The sequence below is a fragment of the Gangjinia marincola genome (assembly GCF_039523415.1).
GTDB lineage: Bacteria > Bacteroidota > Bacteroidia > Flavobacteriales > Flavobacteriaceae > Gangjinia > Gangjinia marincola.
This window is the reverse complement of the sequence record NZ_BAAAFG010000002.1, coordinates 20,511-39,516: the sequence shown is the minus strand read 5'-3', so window position 1 is coordinate 39,516 and position 19,006 is coordinate 20,511. Positions and strand designations below refer to the sequence as shown.

General features: G+C 39.0%; 17 protein-coding genes and 5 tRNA genes. 20 read left to right on the top strand and 2 right to left on the bottom strand.

All coding sequences use genetic code 11. The annotated features are described in order from the left end of the window. Positions 1-27 precede the first annotated feature (27 nt). Complete coding sequence (locus ABD000_RS01680; RefSeq protein ID WP_343762972.1) at positions 28-1,566, top strand: glycogen synthase; 1,539 nt, start codon at positions 28-30, stop codon at positions 1,564-1,566. A gap of 16 nt (positions 1,567-1,582) precedes the next feature. On the opposite strand, the gene ABD000_RS01675 is transcribed toward ABD000_RS01680, so the two are convergent. Further along, on the bottom strand, positions 1,583-2,317 hold the full coding sequence (locus tag ABD000_RS01675) for a class I SAM-dependent methyltransferase (RefSeq protein WP_343762967.1): 735 nt from the start codon (positions 2,315-2,317) through the stop codon (positions 1,583-1,585). Positions 2,318-2,337: 20 nt separating this feature from the next. Here ABD000_RS01675 and ABD000_RS01670 point away from each other — a divergent pair, with 20 nt between their 5' ends. Next, positions 2,338-2,835, top strand: coding sequence for a YkgJ family cysteine cluster protein (locus tag ABD000_RS01670; protein ID WP_343762964.1), 498 nt, complete (start codon positions 2,338-2,340; stop codon positions 2,833-2,835). Positions 2,836-2,956: 121 nt separating this feature from the next. On the opposite strand, the gene ABD000_RS01665 is transcribed toward ABD000_RS01670, so the two are convergent. Further along, positions 2,957-4,312, bottom strand: a complete 1,356-nt coding sequence (locus tag ABD000_RS01665) for an exo-beta-N-acetylmuramidase NamZ family protein (protein ID WP_343762961.1) — start codon at positions 4,310-4,312, stop codon at positions 2,957-2,959. Between ABD000_RS01665 and ABD000_RS01660 the strand changes: the two genes are divergently transcribed. The 18 genes from ABD000_RS01660 (at position 4,293) to ABD000_RS01575 (ending at position 18,915) form a co-directional block, all read left to right on the top strand. Further along, positions 4,293-5,525 (top strand): ABC transporter permease, encoded by a 1,233-nt coding sequence (locus ABD000_RS01660; protein WP_343763995.1) that lies wholly within the window; start codon positions 4,293-4,295, stop codon positions 5,523-5,525. The two genes, ABD000_RS01665 and ABD000_RS01660, sit on opposite strands and share 20 nt — an antisense overlap. A 128-nt stretch (positions 5,526-5,653) precedes the next feature. After that, complete coding sequence (locus ABD000_RS01655) at positions 5,654-6,637, top strand: PLP-dependent cysteine synthase family protein (RefSeq protein ID WP_343762959.1); 984 nt, start codon at positions 5,654-5,656, stop codon at positions 6,635-6,637. A gap of 423 nt (positions 6,638-7,060) precedes the next feature. Next, a complete protein-coding gene (locus ABD000_RS01650) occupies positions 7,061-8,341 on the top strand; it encodes a DUF2851 family protein (protein WP_343762957.1) in 1,281 nt (426 codons plus the stop codon). A 23-nt stretch (positions 8,342-8,364) separates the two neighbouring features. Further along, positions 8,365-8,595: a PspC domain-containing protein gene (locus tag ABD000_RS01645; RefSeq protein ID WP_343762955.1), complete on the top strand. Its 231-nt coding sequence runs from the start codon at positions 8,365-8,367 to the stop codon at positions 8,593-8,595. Continuing rightward, the gene (locus ABD000_RS01640; RefSeq protein ID WP_343762953.1) at positions 8,595-9,602 is read left to right on the top strand and encodes a potassium channel family protein; all 1,008 of its coding nucleotides are present in this window, start codon (positions 8,595-8,597) and stop codon (positions 9,600-9,602) included. The genes ABD000_RS01645 and ABD000_RS01640 overlap by 1 nt, the downstream gene beginning before the upstream one ends. Before the next feature lie 96 nt (positions 9,603-9,698). Further along, the gene (locus ABD000_RS01635) at positions 9,699-11,393 is read left to right on the top strand and encodes an alanine/glycine:cation symporter family protein (RefSeq protein WP_343762951.1); all 1,695 of its coding nucleotides are present in this window, start codon (positions 9,699-9,701) and stop codon (positions 11,391-11,393) included. 30 nt (positions 11,394-11,423) lie between these two features. Then, complete coding sequence (locus ABD000_RS01630) at positions 11,424-12,299, top strand: ComEA family DNA-binding protein (RefSeq protein ID WP_343762949.1); 876 nt, start codon at positions 11,424-11,426, stop codon at positions 12,297-12,299. 101 nt (positions 12,300-12,400) lie between these two features. Next, a complete protein-coding gene (locus ABD000_RS01625) occupies positions 12,401-13,567 on the top strand; it encodes an acyl-CoA dehydrogenase family protein (protein WP_343763993.1) in 1,167 nt (388 codons plus the stop codon). Positions 13,568-13,746: 179 nt separating this feature from the next. Continuing rightward, the gene (locus tag ABD000_RS01620) at positions 13,747-15,165 is read left to right on the top strand and encodes an alpha-amylase (protein WP_425545341.1); all 1,419 of its coding nucleotides are present in this window, start codon (positions 13,747-13,749) and stop codon (positions 15,163-15,165) included. A 76-nt stretch (positions 15,166-15,241) separates the two neighbouring features. Then, the gene (gene rpsU / locus ABD000_RS01615; RefSeq protein ID WP_343762947.1) at positions 15,242-15,436 is read left to right on the top strand and encodes a 30S ribosomal protein S21; all 195 of its coding nucleotides are present in this window, start codon (positions 15,242-15,244) and stop codon (positions 15,434-15,436) included. Between the two features lie 70 nt (positions 15,437-15,506). Continuing rightward, entirely contained in the window at positions 15,507-16,394 is an 888-nt protein-coding gene (locus ABD000_RS01610) for a tyrosine-type recombinase/integrase (RefSeq protein ID WP_343762945.1), read from the top strand. Between the two features lie 30 nt (positions 16,395-16,424). After that, on the top strand, positions 16,425-16,727 hold the full coding sequence (hpf, locus tag ABD000_RS01605) for a ribosome hibernation-promoting factor, HPF/YfiA family (RefSeq protein ID WP_343762943.1): 303 nt from the start codon (positions 16,425-16,427) through the stop codon (positions 16,725-16,727). Positions 16,728-16,825: 98 nt separating this feature from the next. After that, positions 16,826-16,899, top strand: a tRNA-Thr gene (locus ABD000_RS01600). A gap of 50 nt (positions 16,900-16,949) precedes the next feature. After that, positions 16,950-17,031 (top strand) — tRNA-Tyr (locus ABD000_RS01595). Positions 17,032-17,113: 82 nt separating this feature from the next. Further along, positions 17,114-17,186, top strand: a tRNA-Gly gene (locus ABD000_RS01590). 177 nt (positions 17,187-17,363) lie between these two features. After that, positions 17,364-17,435, top strand: a tRNA-Thr gene (locus ABD000_RS01585). 124 nt (positions 17,436-17,559) lie between these two features. After that, positions 17,560-18,747 carry an elongation factor Tu gene (tuf, locus tag ABD000_RS01580; RefSeq protein WP_343762941.1) on the top strand — a complete coding sequence of 396 codons (1,188 nt, stop codon included), beginning with the start codon at positions 17,560-17,562 and terminating at the stop codon, positions 18,745-18,747. Positions 18,748-18,842: 95 nt separating this feature from the next. Next, positions 18,843-18,915 (top strand) — tRNA-Trp (locus ABD000_RS01575). Positions 18,916-19,006 lie beyond the last annotated feature (91 nt).

Sequence of the window (19,006 nt, the reverse complement as noted above, 5' to 3'; positions counted from 1 at the left end):
TTCTTATTTTAGGAAAAATAATTTGCTATGACGTCTGCTAAAAATATACTCTTTCTCTCTGCTGAAAATGATGCAATTCCAGACTGTAAAGCAGGTGGGATGGCAGATGTGGTTCGGGATGTTCCACGGCACATCGCTAAAGGGGGAGATCAGGTGGCTGTAATGACTCCGGCGTACGGCAGACTGCATGAACATGGCACTAAAGTAGGTGAGTTGAATTTCATCTACAGAGGTCAGCGTGAAATGGCTGAATTATATACCGTCCCGGGAAAGAAAGACGTCAGCGGGCTTACTCATTATGTCATTCATCATCCCTGGATTGCTTCAGGAAATATTGCACACATCTATCAAGATGATGTAGACCAGCCTTTTTATACCGATGCCAATACATTCTCTCTATTTTGTATCGCTTCCGCGGAAGCGATTAAACAAGGATTCTTCGGGAAATTAGATATTATTCATTTGCATGATTGGCATACAACTCTATTGTTGTTTTTAAAAAGAGAACACCCGGAATATGCTGCGCTTAAGAAAATCAAATTCGTTTTTTCTATTCATAATCTCTCCATACAGGGCATTAGGCCCTTTGAACATAATCATTCGTCTCTTACAGCGTTTTATCCCACGGTGGAGTACGGTCAAAAGGGCTATCGCGATGAGCGATACGCGGACTGTATAAATCTTATGGCCTTGGGTGTTCGGTACGCAGATAAAGTTCATACGGTTTCTCCTTCGTACAAAGAAAATATCCTCATCCCCAGTGATCCACCCCGCTTTATTGGTGGTGAGGGCTTAGAAAAAGACCTACAACAAGCTGAAGCTGATCATCGACTTTTTGGGATTCTCAATGGCGTGAATTATACCAACTTTAGAAAACCAAAAAAGGGTAAGGTTTATGAAAACTCATTACGTGCAATATTTCAATGGTTACAAGATCCAAAAAAGTCGTACAAAGCTGAATTTCTTGCAGAAATGGGAAACAAAATATTGGAGCTTCAAAAAAATAAACCTGCCTTTATCTGTACCAGCATTGCTCGTTTGACGCCGCAGAAATTTTATTTTTTTAAAGAAGATCCTTCCTTGCTCACCGCCATGGCCGATAAATTAAGAGAGGTGAATGGCGTATTTATGTTACTGGGTACGGGCGATCCTGCTTATGAAGAGTTATTTAGAGAATACGGCAAAGACCGTAAAACCTTTATATTCATCAACGGTCAGTCTGAAGATTTGATCGATTCTCTGTATCTGGATGCTGATTTGTATTTGATGCCAAGTCTATTTGAACCCTGCGGAATCAGTCAAATGCTTGCTATGCGAAATGGCGTTCCTTGTTTAGTCCATCGAACAGGAGGCTTAATTGATACCGTACAGCATGGTGAAAACGGTTTTAGTTTTGGCGGGTCTGGCTATGAAGAAGCGAAAGAAGATTTTAAAGTCAAATTTAATGAGACGGTTGATCTCTTTTTCAACAATAAAGAGGAGTGGAAGCGCATTAAGAAAAATGCGAAAAATCAGCGTTTTGATTGGGAGTCTAGCGTAAAGAAATACTACGAATTGCTTTATTAAACAACATGTTATAGTACTAATCCCCACTTTGGGGGGTATGGGGAGATAACGTTAACCTCGCCAAATAATCAAAGTGGGCTCCTTCTTGCACCAGCTCACAATTAAACCCAAAAGTGTTTGCTAGATCCTCAAGACTAGCATAATCTAGATACAGCCAATCAAACCAGTCGGTTTGAAGGTGTTTGTATTTCATGCGGTAGGTTAATTCACCGTAGTATCCCTGTGAAGCATCAATCCATATTCCACCATCTTCATTTTCATCAAAGAGATACCTTAAATCAGAGGAGTCTATGAGAACCTGCCCGGCAGGAGAAAGAAGCCTCTTGAGTTGCGTAAAAAAAGCTTCAGCATACGCCAGGTTTTTCATGATTCCGGTACCATTCATTAACATCAAAATGGTATCGCATGGAGCTGATTCAAGATCATAGAAGTCGATAACACGTGCTTGTTTAATTCCGCGAAGACGGCATACTTCCACTGCTCCTGGCGATGTGTCAATGGCGGTGACGTTTAAATTCTTTTCTGTGGCAAGATAGTGTGCGTGACTTCCGGCACCACACCCTACATCCAGTGTTTCGCCCTTTGCTAACTCAAGTGCTTTTTGTTCTAGGATAGGCATTTCTCTAAACGATCGGAATAAATATTCTACCGGGATGACATCATCATCAAAATCAGGAGATTGCACTGTAATATTTTCCTCATGTTGATTAGCCAAATAATCAAGCATGGCTTGTCCCAATACATCACTCATAATTCACTAATTTTGCACCTATGAAAGAGAAGCTTGAGCATTTACCCAAGTTGGCCAAAGATAAGCATCCCGAAAACAAAAAGTTCTTTGCCCGGCTCAAGAAACGCACCCCCAAAGATTTAGACAGGGTCATGGAAGAACTTCATGAAGAAGAGTTCCAACAAACCGATTGCATGACCTGCGCGAATTGCTGTAAAACTACGGGGCCTTTGTTTACACCAACTGATATCAAACGAATTTCTAAGTCGTTTAGAATGAAGCCTTCGGCCTTAGTGGATGAATATTTACAGCTAGATGAAGACAATGACTACATTTTACAGTCAGTTCCCTGTACCTTTTTAGCAGCAGACAACTCCTGTTTGATTTATGACATTCGGCCCAAGGCCTGCACCGAATTCCCTCATACCGACCGCAAAAAATTTCAGCAGATCAGCCACCTGACCTTAAAGAATGTCGCTGTATGCCCGGCAGCGTTTAATATTGTGGAGAAGATGAAGGAGAGGTATGCCAAGATTTGAGTGTTTAGCTATTAGCTATTAGCATTGAGTTATTAGCTATTAGTTATAAGCATTTAGCTAGTGATTTTATAACCTCTAATATTGTCACCCTGAGCATGTCGAAGGGCTGGCCTCTATAAACTTAATACAATAAGTATTTTTCTCTGGTCTTTTCAAACTCTTGCAATCCTTGGAACCAGGTTTTTCTAATTTCTCTAGTAGTATAGCCCTGTTCTATTTGCTGCTGAAGGGTTTTAGTTCCGGCTAGTTTGGTAAAAAAGTCATTAAAGAACTCTTTTTTGTCAGCGGTGTGATTATAGGCGTCAATCAGATATTCCAGGTTGAGTAAACTAAGGCGTTCTTTAGGCATCAACTGTTTTCCATAACAAAGCGTTGCTTTGTGTTTTGGATGAGCCGCACCTTCATTAGGTTGAGGTGTGTAGGTGTAGGTAAATTTTTTGGGATTCAAAAAAGGTGATCCAAAGACTTGAAACTGTTGTGCTGTTCCGCGACCGGCATTGATGTTTGTTCCTTCAAAGAAGCATACACTTGGGTATAAAGAAATAGCCTGATCGTTAGGCAAATTGGGCGATGGCTTGATGGGGAGTGAATAGCGGCTTTTTCGGTCATACGTAGGCATTTTGATGAGATGCAATTTGGCTTGAACACCATTTTTTAACCATTTTTCGCCATTGATTAGTTGCGCGTATTCTGCAATAGTCATTCCGTGTACCACAGGGATAGGATGCATGCCTACAAAGCTTTTGTATTCTTTTTCTAAGATGGGTCCGTCGATGTAGTGACCATTGGGATTGGGTCGATCTAATACGATTAGCGGGATATTATTTTCGGCGCAAGCCTCCATCACATAATGTAACGAAGAAATATAGGTGTAGAAACGGGCACCCACATCCTGAATATCAAAAATCACTACGTCAATATTTTGGAGCATGGCTGGGCTTGGTTTTTTATTTTTTCCGTACAACGAAATAATAGGCAGACCGGTTTTTTTATCGATGCCATCCTTGACCACTTCGCCTGCATCGGCTTTCCCTCTAAAACCATGCTCTGGGGCAAAGACTTTTTTGACTTTGACTCCGCAAGAGAGTAATGAATCTACTAAGTGCGTATGCTTCGGGATAACGACTTCTTCAACAGCATTAATTATTTCTACAGGATTGCCTTGAGCATCTATCTTAATTTTATTTTGCTGCTGTTTTTCGGTATGAAAAATCACCGAAGTCTGATTCGCCACCACGCCAACCCGTTTTCCCTCCAGCAAGTGCAGATATTCTTCTAATTGATGTGCACCCATTCGTTGATGTGGGTTGGAACTTGGTTCTCCATCAAAAAAAGTTGTGTCAAAAAAAACCTGAACATTTTGATCCTGCAGCTCTTGCGCATTTGAAGACCCAAAAAAGATTAAAGCCACAAATAAAATGGTATTTTTGAACGGTTGTAATAATACCCATGCAGGAGTGAATCTACCTTTATTCATAGCAAAACGATTAATTGGTGCCAAACGGCATAAAAGTAGTATTTCAGCGCCGATAATGAAAATTGCCATGGTTGCGATTGCAGTTGGGGTGATCATGATGATTATTACGATTTCTTCGGTTAAGGCATTGCAGATGAAAGTCCGCGATAAAATTACTGCTTTCAACGGGCATGTGCTCATTGATAACTATGACAATAATAGTTCCAAAATTTCTTTGGTGCCTGTGGATAAGAATCAGGAGTTCTACCCTGACTTTTTTCAAGTCGAAGAGGTGGAGCACATCCAAGCCGTGGCAACCAAGTACGGAATTATTCGAACCGAAACTGATTTTGAAGGAATTATAGTCAAGGGAGTAGGTGAAGAGTATGCCTGGAAATACTTTGAAGAATATCTGATTCAAGGTCGATTACCCGACTTTACCGGAAGCTTGAATACTGAGATTTTACTCTCAGAATATTTAGCGGATCGTCTGGGATTTGAAGTAGGAGATACCGTTGTTACTCACTTTATCAAAGAAGATAAACAAACTACCTTGCTGCGTCCTTTTAAGGTGGTGGGGACCTATAACAGCGGCTTTCAGGAATTTGATCAAACCTATTTGTTTGCCGATATTCGGCATATTCAGCGTTTAAACAAATGGAACGAGAATGAGATCGGTCATTTTGAGGTATTTGTTTCAGATTTTGATGATATAGATCGGGTTGGAGCTCAAATCTATGAAGAAGTGGGCTCTTTATTAGATGCACGAACAATCAAAACAGAATTTGGGGCAGATTTTGAGTGGCTGGCATTGCTTGATTTTAATATCGTCTTGATCATTGGGATCATGATTATCATTGCGGCTATCAATATGATTACTGCCTTGTTAGTATTGATCTTAGAACGCGCGCAAATGATCGGGATGCTAAAAGCCATGGGTAGTTCTGACTGGAGCATACGCAAAGTGTTTTTATACAATGCTTCGTATTTAATGCTGGTGGGACTTTTTTTTGGGAATTTGATCGGAATTGGGATGCTGCTTATTCAAAAGTATTTTAATGTGATTCCCTTGGATCCAAAAACCTATTTTGTGACAGAAGCGCCGGTTTATCTGAACTGGAAATACATCACCGCCATTAATTTAAGTACCTTACTACTTTGCTTACTCATTTTGATCATTCCCTCCTTTATTATCACACGTATTTCACCCGCAAAGGTGATTAAGTTTGAGTGATGCAATTTTTTAAGTTCGCCTAGTTCTTACTTATTTCTTTCACCGCATGACGGAAATCAAATTTTAGCCCATTGATCATTTTTGATTGGGCATTTATTTCAGCTACCTTTGTTTTTCAATATTTATACATGAATTACGCTAATAATATTCTTGAAACTATTGGGAATACTCCCTTAGTGAAACTCAACCATATAACAAAAGATTTACCCTGCACAGTCTTGGCCAAATACGAAACTTTTAATCCGGGCAACTCGGTAAAAGATCGTATGGCATTACAAATGATTGAAGATGCCGAAGCTGATGGCAGACTCAAACCCGGCGGTACCATTATTGAAGGAACCAGCGGGAATACCGGGATGGGATTAGCCCTTGCTGCGATCATCAAAGGCTACAAAATGATTTGTGTGATTAGCGATAAGCAAAGTCAGGAGAAGATTGACATTCTGCGTGCCGTGGGGAGTGAGGTGCATGTGTGCCCAACAGATGTGGCACCAGATGATCCGCGTTCGTACTATTCGGTTTCAAAAAGTTTATCGACAGAAATCCCGAACAGCTGGTACGTAAACCAGTACGATAACCCTTCCAATTGTAAAGCGCATTTTCAGTCTACCGGACCTGAAATTTGGGATCAAACCGATGGAAAGGTTACTCATTTTGTAGTGGGTGTAGGTACAGGCGGAACCATATCTGGAGTAGGAAGCTTTTTAAAGCTGAAGAATCCAAACGTAAAAGTTTGGGGAATTGATACCTATGGATCTGTCTTTAAAAAATACCATGAAACCGGAATCTTTGACGAAAACGAAATCTATCCTTATGTAACAGAAGGGATAGGCGAGGATATTTTACCGCTAAATGTGCGTTTTGAAATCATTGATGGATTTACCAAAGTAACAGATAAAGACGCTGCCGTCTATACCCGAAAGTTAGCTAAAAAAGAAGGCATGTTTTTAGGGAACTCTGCCGGAGCAGCCATCAAGGGCTTGTTACAACTTAAAGCGCATTTTGGACCAGATGATGTGGTGGTGGTTTTGTTTCACGATCACGGGAGTCGCTATGTAGGTAAAATGTATAATGATGAGTGGATGGCTAAGATGGGCTGGCTTGATGAGTAGGTATTAGGTTGTAGGAATGAGCTGGTGAGTTGATGAGCTATTGAGTCTGTAAGTCTGTGAGTGGTGAGTTTGTGAGTTTGTGAGCGTTGAGTTTTTCTGGTTTATCTGTAATTTTTAATTTGTATCGTATTTTCGTTCTACGTTCTACGTTCTACGTTCTACGTTCTACGTTCTACGTTCTACCTTTGCGTCTTGGCGTCTTTGCGAGATAATTTAAGGTATTAGGTAATAGGTATTAGGTATTAGGGATGAGCTAGTGAGTTATGAGTCTGTGAGTGGTGAGTTTTTCTGATTTACATCGCATGTTGAATTTGTATCGTATTTTCATTCTATGTTCTATGTTCTATGTTCTATGTTCTACTTTAGCGTTTTTGCGCAATAGTATAATAACCCAATAACAAATAACTCAATAACCAGATTCCCATGAAAGAGGATTATCTTCACTACCTCTGGAAATATAAAAAGTTCGCTTTCGCGGAAGCAAAAACTACTGCAGGAGAAGAAATTACACTGGTCAAAACCGGAGAGCATAATCAGCATTCAGGTCCGGACTTTTTCGCAGCTCAACTGAAAATTGGAGACCAAAACTGGGCAGGTAACGTTGAGATTCATCTTAAATCCAGTGATTGGTATGTTCATGGTCATGAAAGCGATCCAGCTTATGACAATGTTATCCTGCATGTAGTTTGGGAACATGATGTTGAGGTGTTTAGAAAAGACAATACCGTCATTCCTACGCTTAATATTTCAACATATGTAAATAAGGATGAGCTAAAAAAATACCAGCATCTCATTCAACGCAAAGGAGCATGGATCAATTGCGAAAAGGATTTTTCATCCATCGATGGTTTTGAACTTGCCTTGTGGTTAGAGCGCGTATTCACAGAACGACTGCAAGATAAAACTAAGGTAATTGATACGCTGTTAGATCAATATAACAACGATTGGGAAGCAGTTTTGTTTATGCTTTTGTCCAAAAGCATGGGGCTGAACGTGAATGGTGAAGCCTTTTTGAATATGGCGCAACACATTCCGTTTAATGTCATTCGAAGAGTAAGAACTGACCAGCAGGATCTTGAAGCACTATTCTTCGGGATGACGGGAATGCTTGATGAGATCGGTGATGTTCCTTACGGCGCGGAGCTAAAAAAGCGGTTTGAGTACCTCGCACATAAGTTTCAGTTGAAACCTAATTGTGGCATGGAGGCGAAGTTTTTCCGTTTACGACCAGATAATTTCCCCACGATTCGTTTAGCTCAACTTGCGGCAGTATATTCTAAGCATGCAGATTTATTTTCAGGATTAATTTCGGCGAAGACTAAAAAAGAGGGTTATGATTATCTTGAAGAGATCGATATTTCTCCCTTTTGGAAAACCCATTATACCTTTAGTAAAGAAGGAACACCACGAAAGAAAAAGTTAACGAAGTCATTTATGGATTTACTACTCATAAATGCTGTAGTTCCTATTCAATTTAGCTATGCAGTGTATAAAGGGCGTGATCACAGTGAATTATTTCGCTTGGTTCGAGAGGTTGCTCCAGAGAAAAATAGTATTTCAAAAGGGTTTAATGCATTACGCGAAAATTGTGTGAAAAGTGCATTAGAATCTCAGGCTGTTATACAATTAAAAAGGGAATACTGTGACAAAAATCGTTGTTTACGTTGTGCGATAGGAATTAAACTCATTTCACAAGAATCATAAAAGATTAATTGTTAATTTGCGGTATGCGAAGCTTAATTCGATCAACACGGCATTTTTTTGAGCGCAGGGGATTTTACGTGAGTTCTCGACTGGCAGATAGACTGGGTATGCGCGCAAAAAGTGTTCGCCTTTTTTTTATTTATGTCTCGTTTGCGACTTTTGGGTTAGGGTTTGGATTATATCTTACCTTGGCATTTTGGCTTCGTCTTAAAGATTTGATTTATGCTAAACGATCATCTGTATTTGATTTGTAATGTTTGGACTAATTAAATCTCGTATTTATGTAGCTATACTACTCATGATTGCCATTTTAATATATGGCACGGTAGGGTATAAGATTATTATGGAGTTTAGTTGGATAGACTCCATTTATATGACGGTGATAACTATAAGCACCGTTGGTTTTAGAGAAGTGGGTCGGCTCTCAGATCTGGCAAAGCTTTTTACCGTAACTTTAATTGTATCGAGTGTAGTAATTTTAGGGTATGCTGTTAAAGTAATCAGTGAATATTTTATTAGTCAAAATTCTGTTGAACGTCTTAAAAAGAAACAATTGAAACATAAAATAAATCAGCTTAAGCAGCATGTCATTGTATGTGGCTATGGTAGAAACGGAAAACAAGCAGTGCAAAAACTAAAAGCCTACGGCAAATCCTTTGTTATTATAGAAAGGGACGAAGAAGTGATTGAGCGAAATCAAAATGAAGGCCTACTTTTTGTTAAGGGAAATGCAAATGAGGATGAGATTTTAGAGGAAGCTGGAATTTTAGAGGCAGGAACCTTAATTTCTGCATTGCCTAAGGATGCAGATAATTTATTCGTTGTTCTATCTGCACGTCAATTAAATAAAGACTTGCAAATTATTAGTAGAGCATCTGAAGATACTAGTTATAAGAAAATCAAATTAGCCGGTGCAGATAATGTGATCATGCCAGACCGCATTGGTGGAGATCATATGGCTTCTTTAGTGGTAGTACCAGATTTAGTGGAGTTTTTGGACAATATCCAGTTGAGTGATTCTGAAAATGTCAACGTGCAAGAAATTCCTTTTGAGAACGTGTGCAAAGACGAAGTAGAGCGTACCATCCGTGAAATTGATGTGCGTCGTAATACAGGTTGTACGATCATAGGCTACAAAACACCAGACGGCAGGTATAAGGTTAATCCAGAAGCAGATTTATTAATTGAAAAAGGATCAAAGCTTATCGTTATTGGGACTCCCCATCAAATAAAGAATCTCAATGAGTATTACAGTGACTAAAAGTTACCTTAACAATTTTATAACAAATTGCTTGAATAAGCTGTAATTTTTTCACATCTTGCTCCGTCAAGAAAAATCATCCATAATATAGCTACAATGAGAAAAATCAAGTTCGCACTATTAGCGACACTACTTCCACTTTTCACTTTTGCACAGGAAACCGAAGAAATTGGATTGGATCAACAGATCGATCAGGCGTTTCAGCCCGTAGCAGATTTCTTTTCTGGATTGATCTTTTTTGAAATTATGGGCACACCATTTGTCCTTATACTTTTAGTGGGTAGTGCAGCATTTTTTACCATCTATTTTGGTTTTCCAAACATTAGATATTTTGGTAAAGCGATCAATACGGTTCGCGGTAAATACGAAGACATTGAGAAGTACGGAGCAAAAGAACTTTACGGAGAAGGAGGTATCGCCCAAGGTCAGGATATGACCAAGGTGGATAGTCTTGATAAACACTTAGAGACGATTGATGAGTTAGCGGTAGACGGTGATATTGTAGACACGATACGAGATGAAAGTTCTGATGGAGAGGTTTCCCACTTTCAAGCACTGGCAACAGCTGTTTCTGGGACAGTAGGAAATGGGAATATTGCTGGTGTAGCCTTGGCAATTGCATTAGGAGGTCCCGGGGCGACATTTTGGATGATCATATGTGGATTGCTGGGAATGAGCACGAAATTTGTGGAATGTACCTTGGGGGTTCAATATAGAGATGTGGGTCCAGATGGAACAGTGTATGGTGGTCCAATGTATTATATCAGTAAAGGACTTGGAGAACGAGGATTTAAAACATTTGGTAAAATAGCTGCGGCGATTTTTGCTATTTTTTGTATCGGAGGTTCCTTTGGCGGGGGTAATGCCGCACAAAGTAATCAGGCAACTATTGTAATCAAAGAACTATTTAACTGGGAAAGTACCGCTGCAGGAGCTATCGTTGGTATTGTACTGGCAGTATTAGTCGGTATTATTATCATTGGAGGAATTAAGAGAATTGCACAGGTTACTGAAAAAGTTGTTCCGTTTATGGCGTTACTGTATATATTATGCTGTTTATACATTATCTTAAGTAATTTCACCTTTATCGACGATGCCGTTGGATTAATTATTACAGAAGCATTTAATCCTAAGGCAATTGGCGTAGGCGGAGTTATTGGAGTGCTGCTGGTAGGATTTAAGCGAGCAGCGTTCTCAAATGAAGCAGGAGCAGGTTCTGCATCTATTGCTCACTCTGCTGTAAAAACCAAGTACTCTGCTTCTGAAGGTCTCGTGGCACTATTAGAACCATTTATCGATACGGTAGTCATTTGTACAATGACGGCCTTAGTGATTATTATTTTTAATTTTGGTGGGTTCTTTGAATACGGTGGTGATGGAACAGGTGTAGTGATGATTGATGGTTTGCCTTATGAGGGAGCAGGGATTACTTCAATCGCTTTTGCAGAGTACATTCCCTATTCCAAGGTATTTTTAACGATCGCAGTAGTCTTATTTGCTGTGTCCACTATGATTTCTTGGTCCTATTATGGATTGCAATCCTGGAAATTTTTGTTTGGTAGAGGAAAAGCCGCAGATTTAACCTATAAATTTTTATTCTTAGCTTTTGTTGTGATTGGAGCAGCAGCGAGTATGAATTCAATTTGGGCATTTTCTGACGCGATGATTTTCGCGATGGTATTTCCAAACATGATTGGATTATATTTCTTGTTTCCTGTTGTCAAAAAACAGCTTAAGCGTTATTTGGATGCAATCAAATTGAAAGTAACATCTATTGACGAAAATGCGTAAATTGCATTGATGATCACTTAAGTCATCATCATGAAAAACATAAAATCCCATTTTAGTTTTGACTTTGGTCAGCGAAATGGGATTTTTTTATTGGTACTGCTGATCATCGTTGTTCAGTTGGTTTACTTTTTCTATCCATTCGCTTCCGCGGAAGAAAACAAATCTCAGTTTTCTCAAGAAGATATCGAACAATTTAAAGTACTCATTGACTCGTTAGAGCAGCAAAAAATTGAAGATCACAAGCCGAAACAATTTCCCTTTAATCCCAATTACATCACAGATTATAAAGGCTATACGCTGGGGATGAGTGTGGCAGAGATTGATCGGCTGCATGCGTACAGGGATTCCGGTAAATGGGTAAATTCAAAGCAAGACTTTCAACGCGTGACCCAAGTTTCAGACTCGTTGCTCAATACCTTTGCACATCTTTTTAAGTTTCCAGACTGGGTGACAAATCCTTCGGCTTCATCTAATACATTTAAAAGGCGAACGCTCAGCTATAACCAAAAACAGGACTTGAATAAAGCTTCAGCTAGTGATCTGGAAAAAGTCGTTGGCATAGGTCCCTATTTTGCCGGTAGAATTATTGCCTACCGTGAGGAACTCGGCGGCTTTTCAGCGCCAGATCAATTAAAAGATATAGAGCGTCTAGATCCACAAGTCATTACAAAACTCTTGGAAACTTTTGCGATCAAAACCCCAAAGAAAATTGATAAACAAAACCTTAATATTCTAGGAGTTCCAGACTTGATAAAAATCCCCGGGATGGACTATGAAACGGCACGCATAATTGTGAACTATAGAAAAGAAGTCAGAGTCATTCAGTCTTTTGAGGAATTAAAAAAAATAGAGGACTTTCCTGTTGAAAAATTAGATAGAATTAAATTATATTTACAGTTGAATTGAGATTTCATAATCAAATGCGATTTTTTTGAGAATTATGGAATTTGTAACTGCTGTATAATCAGCAATAGCATTTTAAAACTATGATGACAACAGAATTGGAAATGCCGACCGGATATTTCGCAGAGGAACACGAATTATTTCGTAAAAGTCTACAGGATTTTTTGCAAAAAGAGGTCGTTCCTCATATTGACAAGTGGGAAAAATCTGGCACCATAGAGCGTTTTATTTGGGAGAAGTTTGGTGAGATGGGATTTTTTGGGATCAACTATCCCGAAGAATATGGTGGACTGGATTTAGACTTATTCTACACCGTCATCTTTTTAGAAGAGCTTCAAAAAATAAATTCGGGTGGATTTGCTGCTGCAATGTGGGCGCATGCCTACTTAGCGATGACACATTTAAATGCTGAAGGCAGCGAAGAAATCAAACATAAATACCTTGCTAAGAGTATCACCGGTGAGATGATAGGCTGCTTATGTATCACAGAACCCTTTGGTGGATCTGATGTTGCAGGCATGAGAACTACCGCTGTTAAGGATGGTGATGAGTGGGTGATCAATGGTTCAAAAACATTTATTACAAACGGTGTTTATTCAGACTATCTGGTCGTTTCAGCTAAGACATCTCCTAAAGATCGCAACAAGGGAATTAGTATTTTCTTAATTGATCGTGATACTCCAGGTATATCAGCAACAAAATTAGACAAGCTAGGTTGGAGAGCATCAGACACCGCAGAGATCGCCTTTGATGAGGTCAGAATTCCGGCAGATCATTTAATGGGTGAAGAGAATAAAGGATTTAATTACCTCATGCAACATTTAGCATTGGAGCGATTGATCATGGGGGTGAATGCTCATGCACGTGCAGAATATGCGCTAGATTACGCTTTAGGATATATGCATGATCGAATGGCGTTTGGTAAACGTTTAAATGAATTTCAGGCATTACGACATAAGATCGCAGATATTGCCAGTGAGATTGAAATGTGTAAAACCTTTAATTATGCCATTACAAAGCGGTTAGATAATAATGAATATGTGGTGAAAGAAGCTACTATGTCAAAGTTGTTATCGACTAAAATGGCAGATCAGGCGATTTACGATTGCCTACAATTTCTGGGAGGTTATGGCTATGTCGAAGAGTATCCACTAGCCAGAATGCTTCGCGATAGCAGACTTGGTCCTATAGGTGGAGGAACTTCTGAGATACTTCGGGAAATAATTGCGAAGATGGTGATCGATAAGAAAGAGTATAAGCCGGCGACTTAGTTTTTTTGTTCGTATTGAATTAATCAAAAGTCAATTTCTATATAAATTCTAAAAATTTGGTTTCAATCATTTAAAGCCTGTTCCAATAAATCTTATTAACACGAAAACGTTTGAGTGAAAATTCAAACGTTTTCGTATGTTATATTTTCATAATTTCACAAGTATCTAACCAAATAATTATGAAAATGATAAATTTTAAACATTTTTTCTACGTTATCTCTGTTTTGTTCGTTTTTGTTTCCTGTGACAAGGATAGTCTTACAGAAGAACTTCTTGACAACCAAAAAAACGAACTTCTTCAAGAATCTCAACTTCTCGACGATGAAACTACCAGTAGGGCAGGGCTCAAACCTATAGGCTCTGGTGTAATGATGCAAGCTTTTTACTGGGATGTGCCAGGTGGGGGTAATTGGTGGAATACGGTACGAGGCAAGGTGCAGTCTTGGAGTAACGCAGGGATAGACGCAATTTGGCTTCCACCTGCAAGCAAGGCGCAAAATGGTCCCTTTTCTATGGGTTACGATCCGTTTGACTTTTATGACTTTGGCGAGTTTAACCAAATGGGAAGCACAGAGACTCGTTTTGGTTCCCGTACAGAACTAGTTAGCCTTATAGACAGAGCTCACAATTACGGTTTGAGCGTCATCGCAGATATCGTATTGAATCACAACAGTGGGGGAGATTCAGAATACAATGTTTTCACAAATAGCAATACCTATACTGATTATCAACCTATGTCAAATAAATTTGATCGATCTCAGTATGATTTTCACCCTAATGATTATCACTCGAATGATTCTGGGGCATTTGGAGGATTTCCAGATCTATGTCACCACAAGTCCTACGTACAAGATTGGTTGTGGAAACGCTCAAATTCAGTAGCTAAATACTACAAAAATACCATGAAATTTGACGGATGGCGCTTTGATTACGTAAAAGGTTTTGAGCCTTGGGTAGCCAAAGAATTTAGAAATAGTGCAGGTGGATTTGGAGTAGGAGAATACTGGGATGGTAATGTGAATACTTTAAAATGGTGGACAGATAATGCACAAATGTCTGCGTTTGACTTTGCATGCTATTACAAAATGAAAGATGCATTTGTTGGTGGTAATCTTAATGCACTTAATGGTGATATGCTCTGGAAAAGAAATGCATCTCGTGCGGTTACCTTTGTTGCCAACCACGATACAGATGAGATCTACACCAATAAATTACTCGCTTATGCCTACATTTTAACACATGAGGGTTATCCCGCAATTTTCTATCGTGATTATGAAGAGTGGTTAAATAAGAATAAGATGAATAATCTTATATGGATTCATAATAACCTTGCAGGAGGGAATACGACAAATTTATGGACAGATAACGATGAGTATATCGCGAAGCGCAATGGAGGCGGTGGTAAACCAGGTCTAATTGTTTACATTAATAATTCTAACTCTTGGAAAGAACGTTGGATACAAACTAATTGGTCTAGCCAACAGATTAAAGATTATACCGGTAATTCAAGCTGGCAGCCAACGACTCAAAGCGGGCAATGGGTAAAGATTCAAGCCCCGCCAAAGAGCTATTCGGTATGGTCATTAAAATTTTATTAATCAAACTGAATTAAAATTAATCTAACTCAAAGTTTTATTATATATTTGCCGCTCATTTGAAAGGAGGTGTTAGTCTATGTTAATTATACCAGTAAAAGACGGAGAAAATATTGATAGAGCGCTAAAGCGTTATAAGCGAAAGTTTGACAAAACCGGGACGATGCGTCAGCTACGTTCACGTCAACACTTTACAAAACCTTCAGTTGAGCGAAGAGCTACTGTTCAAAAGGCCGCTTATATTCAGCACTTGAGAGATCAGGAAGAGTTCTAGAACTTTTCTTTGCAAACATATTACTGTTGGTTTACTTAGTTTGTTAACTTTGTGGACTAACAGTTTTTTTATGCCTGTTTCTTCCTTCCTTGATTACCTTCAGCTAGAAAAAAATTACTCTGTTCATACTATTTCTGCGTATAAAAGGGATTTAGAAGAATTTTTGGTTTTTATTTCTTCGGAATATGACCAAAAAGACATCAGCACAGCACATTATACTCAAATTAGAAACTGGATTGTACATTTGGTCGATCTAGGCATTTCTAACCGAAGCATTAACCGCAAAATATCATCCCTTAAGTCCTATTATAAATTTTTGCTCAAGATAGAGGCTATCGAAGCTTCCCCACTTCGCAAGCATCAGTCCCTTAAAATTCCTAAACAAGTACAGGTGCCTTTTTCAGAAAAGGAGATTACTGCAGCATTAGATTCGTTTGATACCACAGATTTTGAAGGTATTAGAAATAAGCTTATTGTAGAATTGTTTTACAGTACAGGGATAAGAAGAGCAGAGTTAATCAATATTAAGCTAAGTGATGTTGATCTTTCTAATCATATGCTCAAAGTATTGGGAAAGCGAAACAAGGAGCGGTATATACCATTATTGCCCATGGTTATAAAAACCTGTACGAAGTATATTAGTAGTAGAAATACCGTTGATAGTACAAATAATAGTTATTTGTTTTTAACCAAAAAGGGACTTAAAATTTATGAAACACTTGTTTATCGCATCATAAATAATTACTTTAGTTTGGTATCTAGTAAGGTAAAGAAGAGTCCTCATATTTTGAGACACTCATTTGCCACACATCTTTTAAATGAGGGAGCGAATTTAAATGCGGTGAAAGAGTTGTTGGGGCATTCAAGTCTAGCTTCAACACAAGTATATACTCACAACAGCATAGCGCAATTATCACAAGTGTATAAAGATGCGCATCCTCGCAACAAAAAGAAATAGATATCACGTCTAACCTAAATCAATATGCGTATGAAAGTGAATGTGCAGTCTGTAAATTTTACAGTAGATCAAAAACTAGTCAACTTTATCCACAAAAAGTTAAGTAAGTTAGAGCAGTATTACGATAAGATTATTTATGCTGATGTTTTTCTTAAAGTGCAAAGCACAAGTAATCCTGAAAATAAGATAACCGAGATTTTACTCAGTATTCCAAAGAGTGAAACCATTATTAAGAAGAAATCAAAGACGTTTGAGGCAGGGATTGATGAGTGCATAAGTTCACTCTCCAGGCAGCTTTCCAAACGCAAACAAAAGCAAACTTTTTATGCATAAATATTTTTTGCATAAAAGTTTTGTGTAAGAAATAAACTTTATATATTTGCAGTCCGTTAGAAATAGCGGACTTTTTTATGCTCAAAAAGCACTAAAAAGCCGATGTAGCTCAGCTGGCTAGAGCAGCTGATTTGTAATCAGCAGGTCGTGGGTTCGAGTCCCTCCATCGGCTCTTAAAAAAGTAAAAAGTTCTATAAAATACTGATGTAAGACGAATTTGAGGGGGAGATACTCAAGCGGCCAACGAGGACGGACTGTAACTCCGTTGTTTTTAACTTCGCAGGTTCGAATCCTGCTCTCCCCACTTTTAATTTCCGCGAAAGCGGAAAGCAAAAGAAAAATTGAAATATTGAATACCATTAATTAAGAATAACTTAATTATAAATGCGGGAGTAGCTCAGTTGGTAGAGCGTCAGCCTTCCAAGCTGAATGTCGCCAGTTCGAACCTGGTCTCCCGCTCTAAAAAGTTCTTTATGTATTGAATGATTGTTTAATGACATCATTCATATAGAAGAAAAAGAGTAAGGTGAGAAGCCTGTTCCGAATTTATTTCGGGAAACCTGATCTCCCGCTCTAAGAAAACAGAGTAATCTGTTTTTGTTTTCCTTTCGTTTAAAGGAAGCATTAATCCTAACGGCCGACGTAGCTCAGGGGTAGAGCGCTTCCTTGGTAAGGAAGAGGTCACGAGTTCAATTCTCGTCGTTGGCTCTATTGGATAAATAGAGAATGAGTCGCAGAAAATTTACAAAAAAATGTAAACCTTCTGTTGGCTTTTAGGTATTGTATATTTTTTGAAACAACTATTATAAACTAGGATTAATAATCATTCATTATGGCAAAGGAAACTTACGATCGTTCCAAACCCCACGTTAACATCGGTACTATCGGTCACGTGGATCACGGAAAGACAACCCTTACAGCTGCGATCACTAAAGTTTTAGCTGACGCAGGTTTTTCAGAAGCTTCTGCTTTTGATCAAATTGACAACGCTCCAGAAGAAAAAGAGCGTGGTATTACAATTAACTCTTCTCACGTTGAGTACGCAACTGCAAACCGTCACTACGCGCACGTTGACTGTCCAGGTCACGCCGATTACGTAAAGAACATGGTTACAGGTGCTGCACAGATGGATGGTGCTATCTTAGTTGTTGCAGCTACTGATGGTCCAATGCCACAAACTCGTGAGCACATCCTTTTAGGACGCCAGGTTGGTATTCCTAGAATTGTTGTATTCATGAATAAAGTGGATATGGTGGATGATGAGGAGCTTTTAGAGCTTGTTGAAATGGAAATCAGAGATCTATTATCTTTCTATGAGTATGATGGTGATAACGGACCTGTAGTTCAAGGTTCTGCTCTTGGTGCACTTAATGGTGAGCAAAAATGGGTAGATACTGTAATTAAATTAATGGAAGAGGTTGATTCTTGGATTGAGCTTCCAAAGCGCGATGTTGAGAAAGATTTCTTAATGCCTATTGAAGATGTATTCTCAATTACTGGTCGTGGTACTGTTGCTACCGGTCGTATTGAAACTGGTATTATCAACTCTGGTGATCCTGTAGAGATCATCGGTATGGGTGCTGGTAAATTGACATCTACTGTTACAGGTATTGAGATGTTCCGTCAGATCCTTGATAGAGGTGAAGCTGGAGATAACGCAGGTATCCTTTTAAGAGGTATTGAGAAAACTCAAATCTCTAGAGGTATGGTTATCGCTAAGCCAGGAAGTGTTACTCCACACCACAAATTCAAAGCTGAGGTGTATATCCTTAAGAAAGAAGAAGGTGGGCGTCACACTCCATTCCATAACAACTACCGTCCACAGTTTTACGTGCGTACAACTGATGTAACAGGAACAATTAGTCTTCCTGATGGCGTTGAAATGGTAATGCCTGGAGATAACTTAACAATCAACGTTGAGCTTATCGCACCAATTGCACTTAATATTGGATTGCGTTTTGCTATCCGTGAAGGTGGTAGAACTGTAGGTGCAGGTCAGGTTACTGAGATTACAGAATAATATACTTATATAGTATTGATAAGAAAAGGTGTCCGCCATATGGCGGACGCCTTGACTTATGTTAACGGGGGTTTTATTGAAGTGAATTCCCTTAGACGGGTTTAGCTCAGTTGGTAGAGCACTGGTCTCCAAAACCAGGTGTCGGGAGTTCGAGTCTCTCAACCCGTGCAAAGCAAAGGATTGTGAGATAAAAAGCCTGCCTTGAGTGCAGTCGAAAGGAGTCTCTCAACCCTTGCAAAGCAAAGAATTGGGAAGCAAG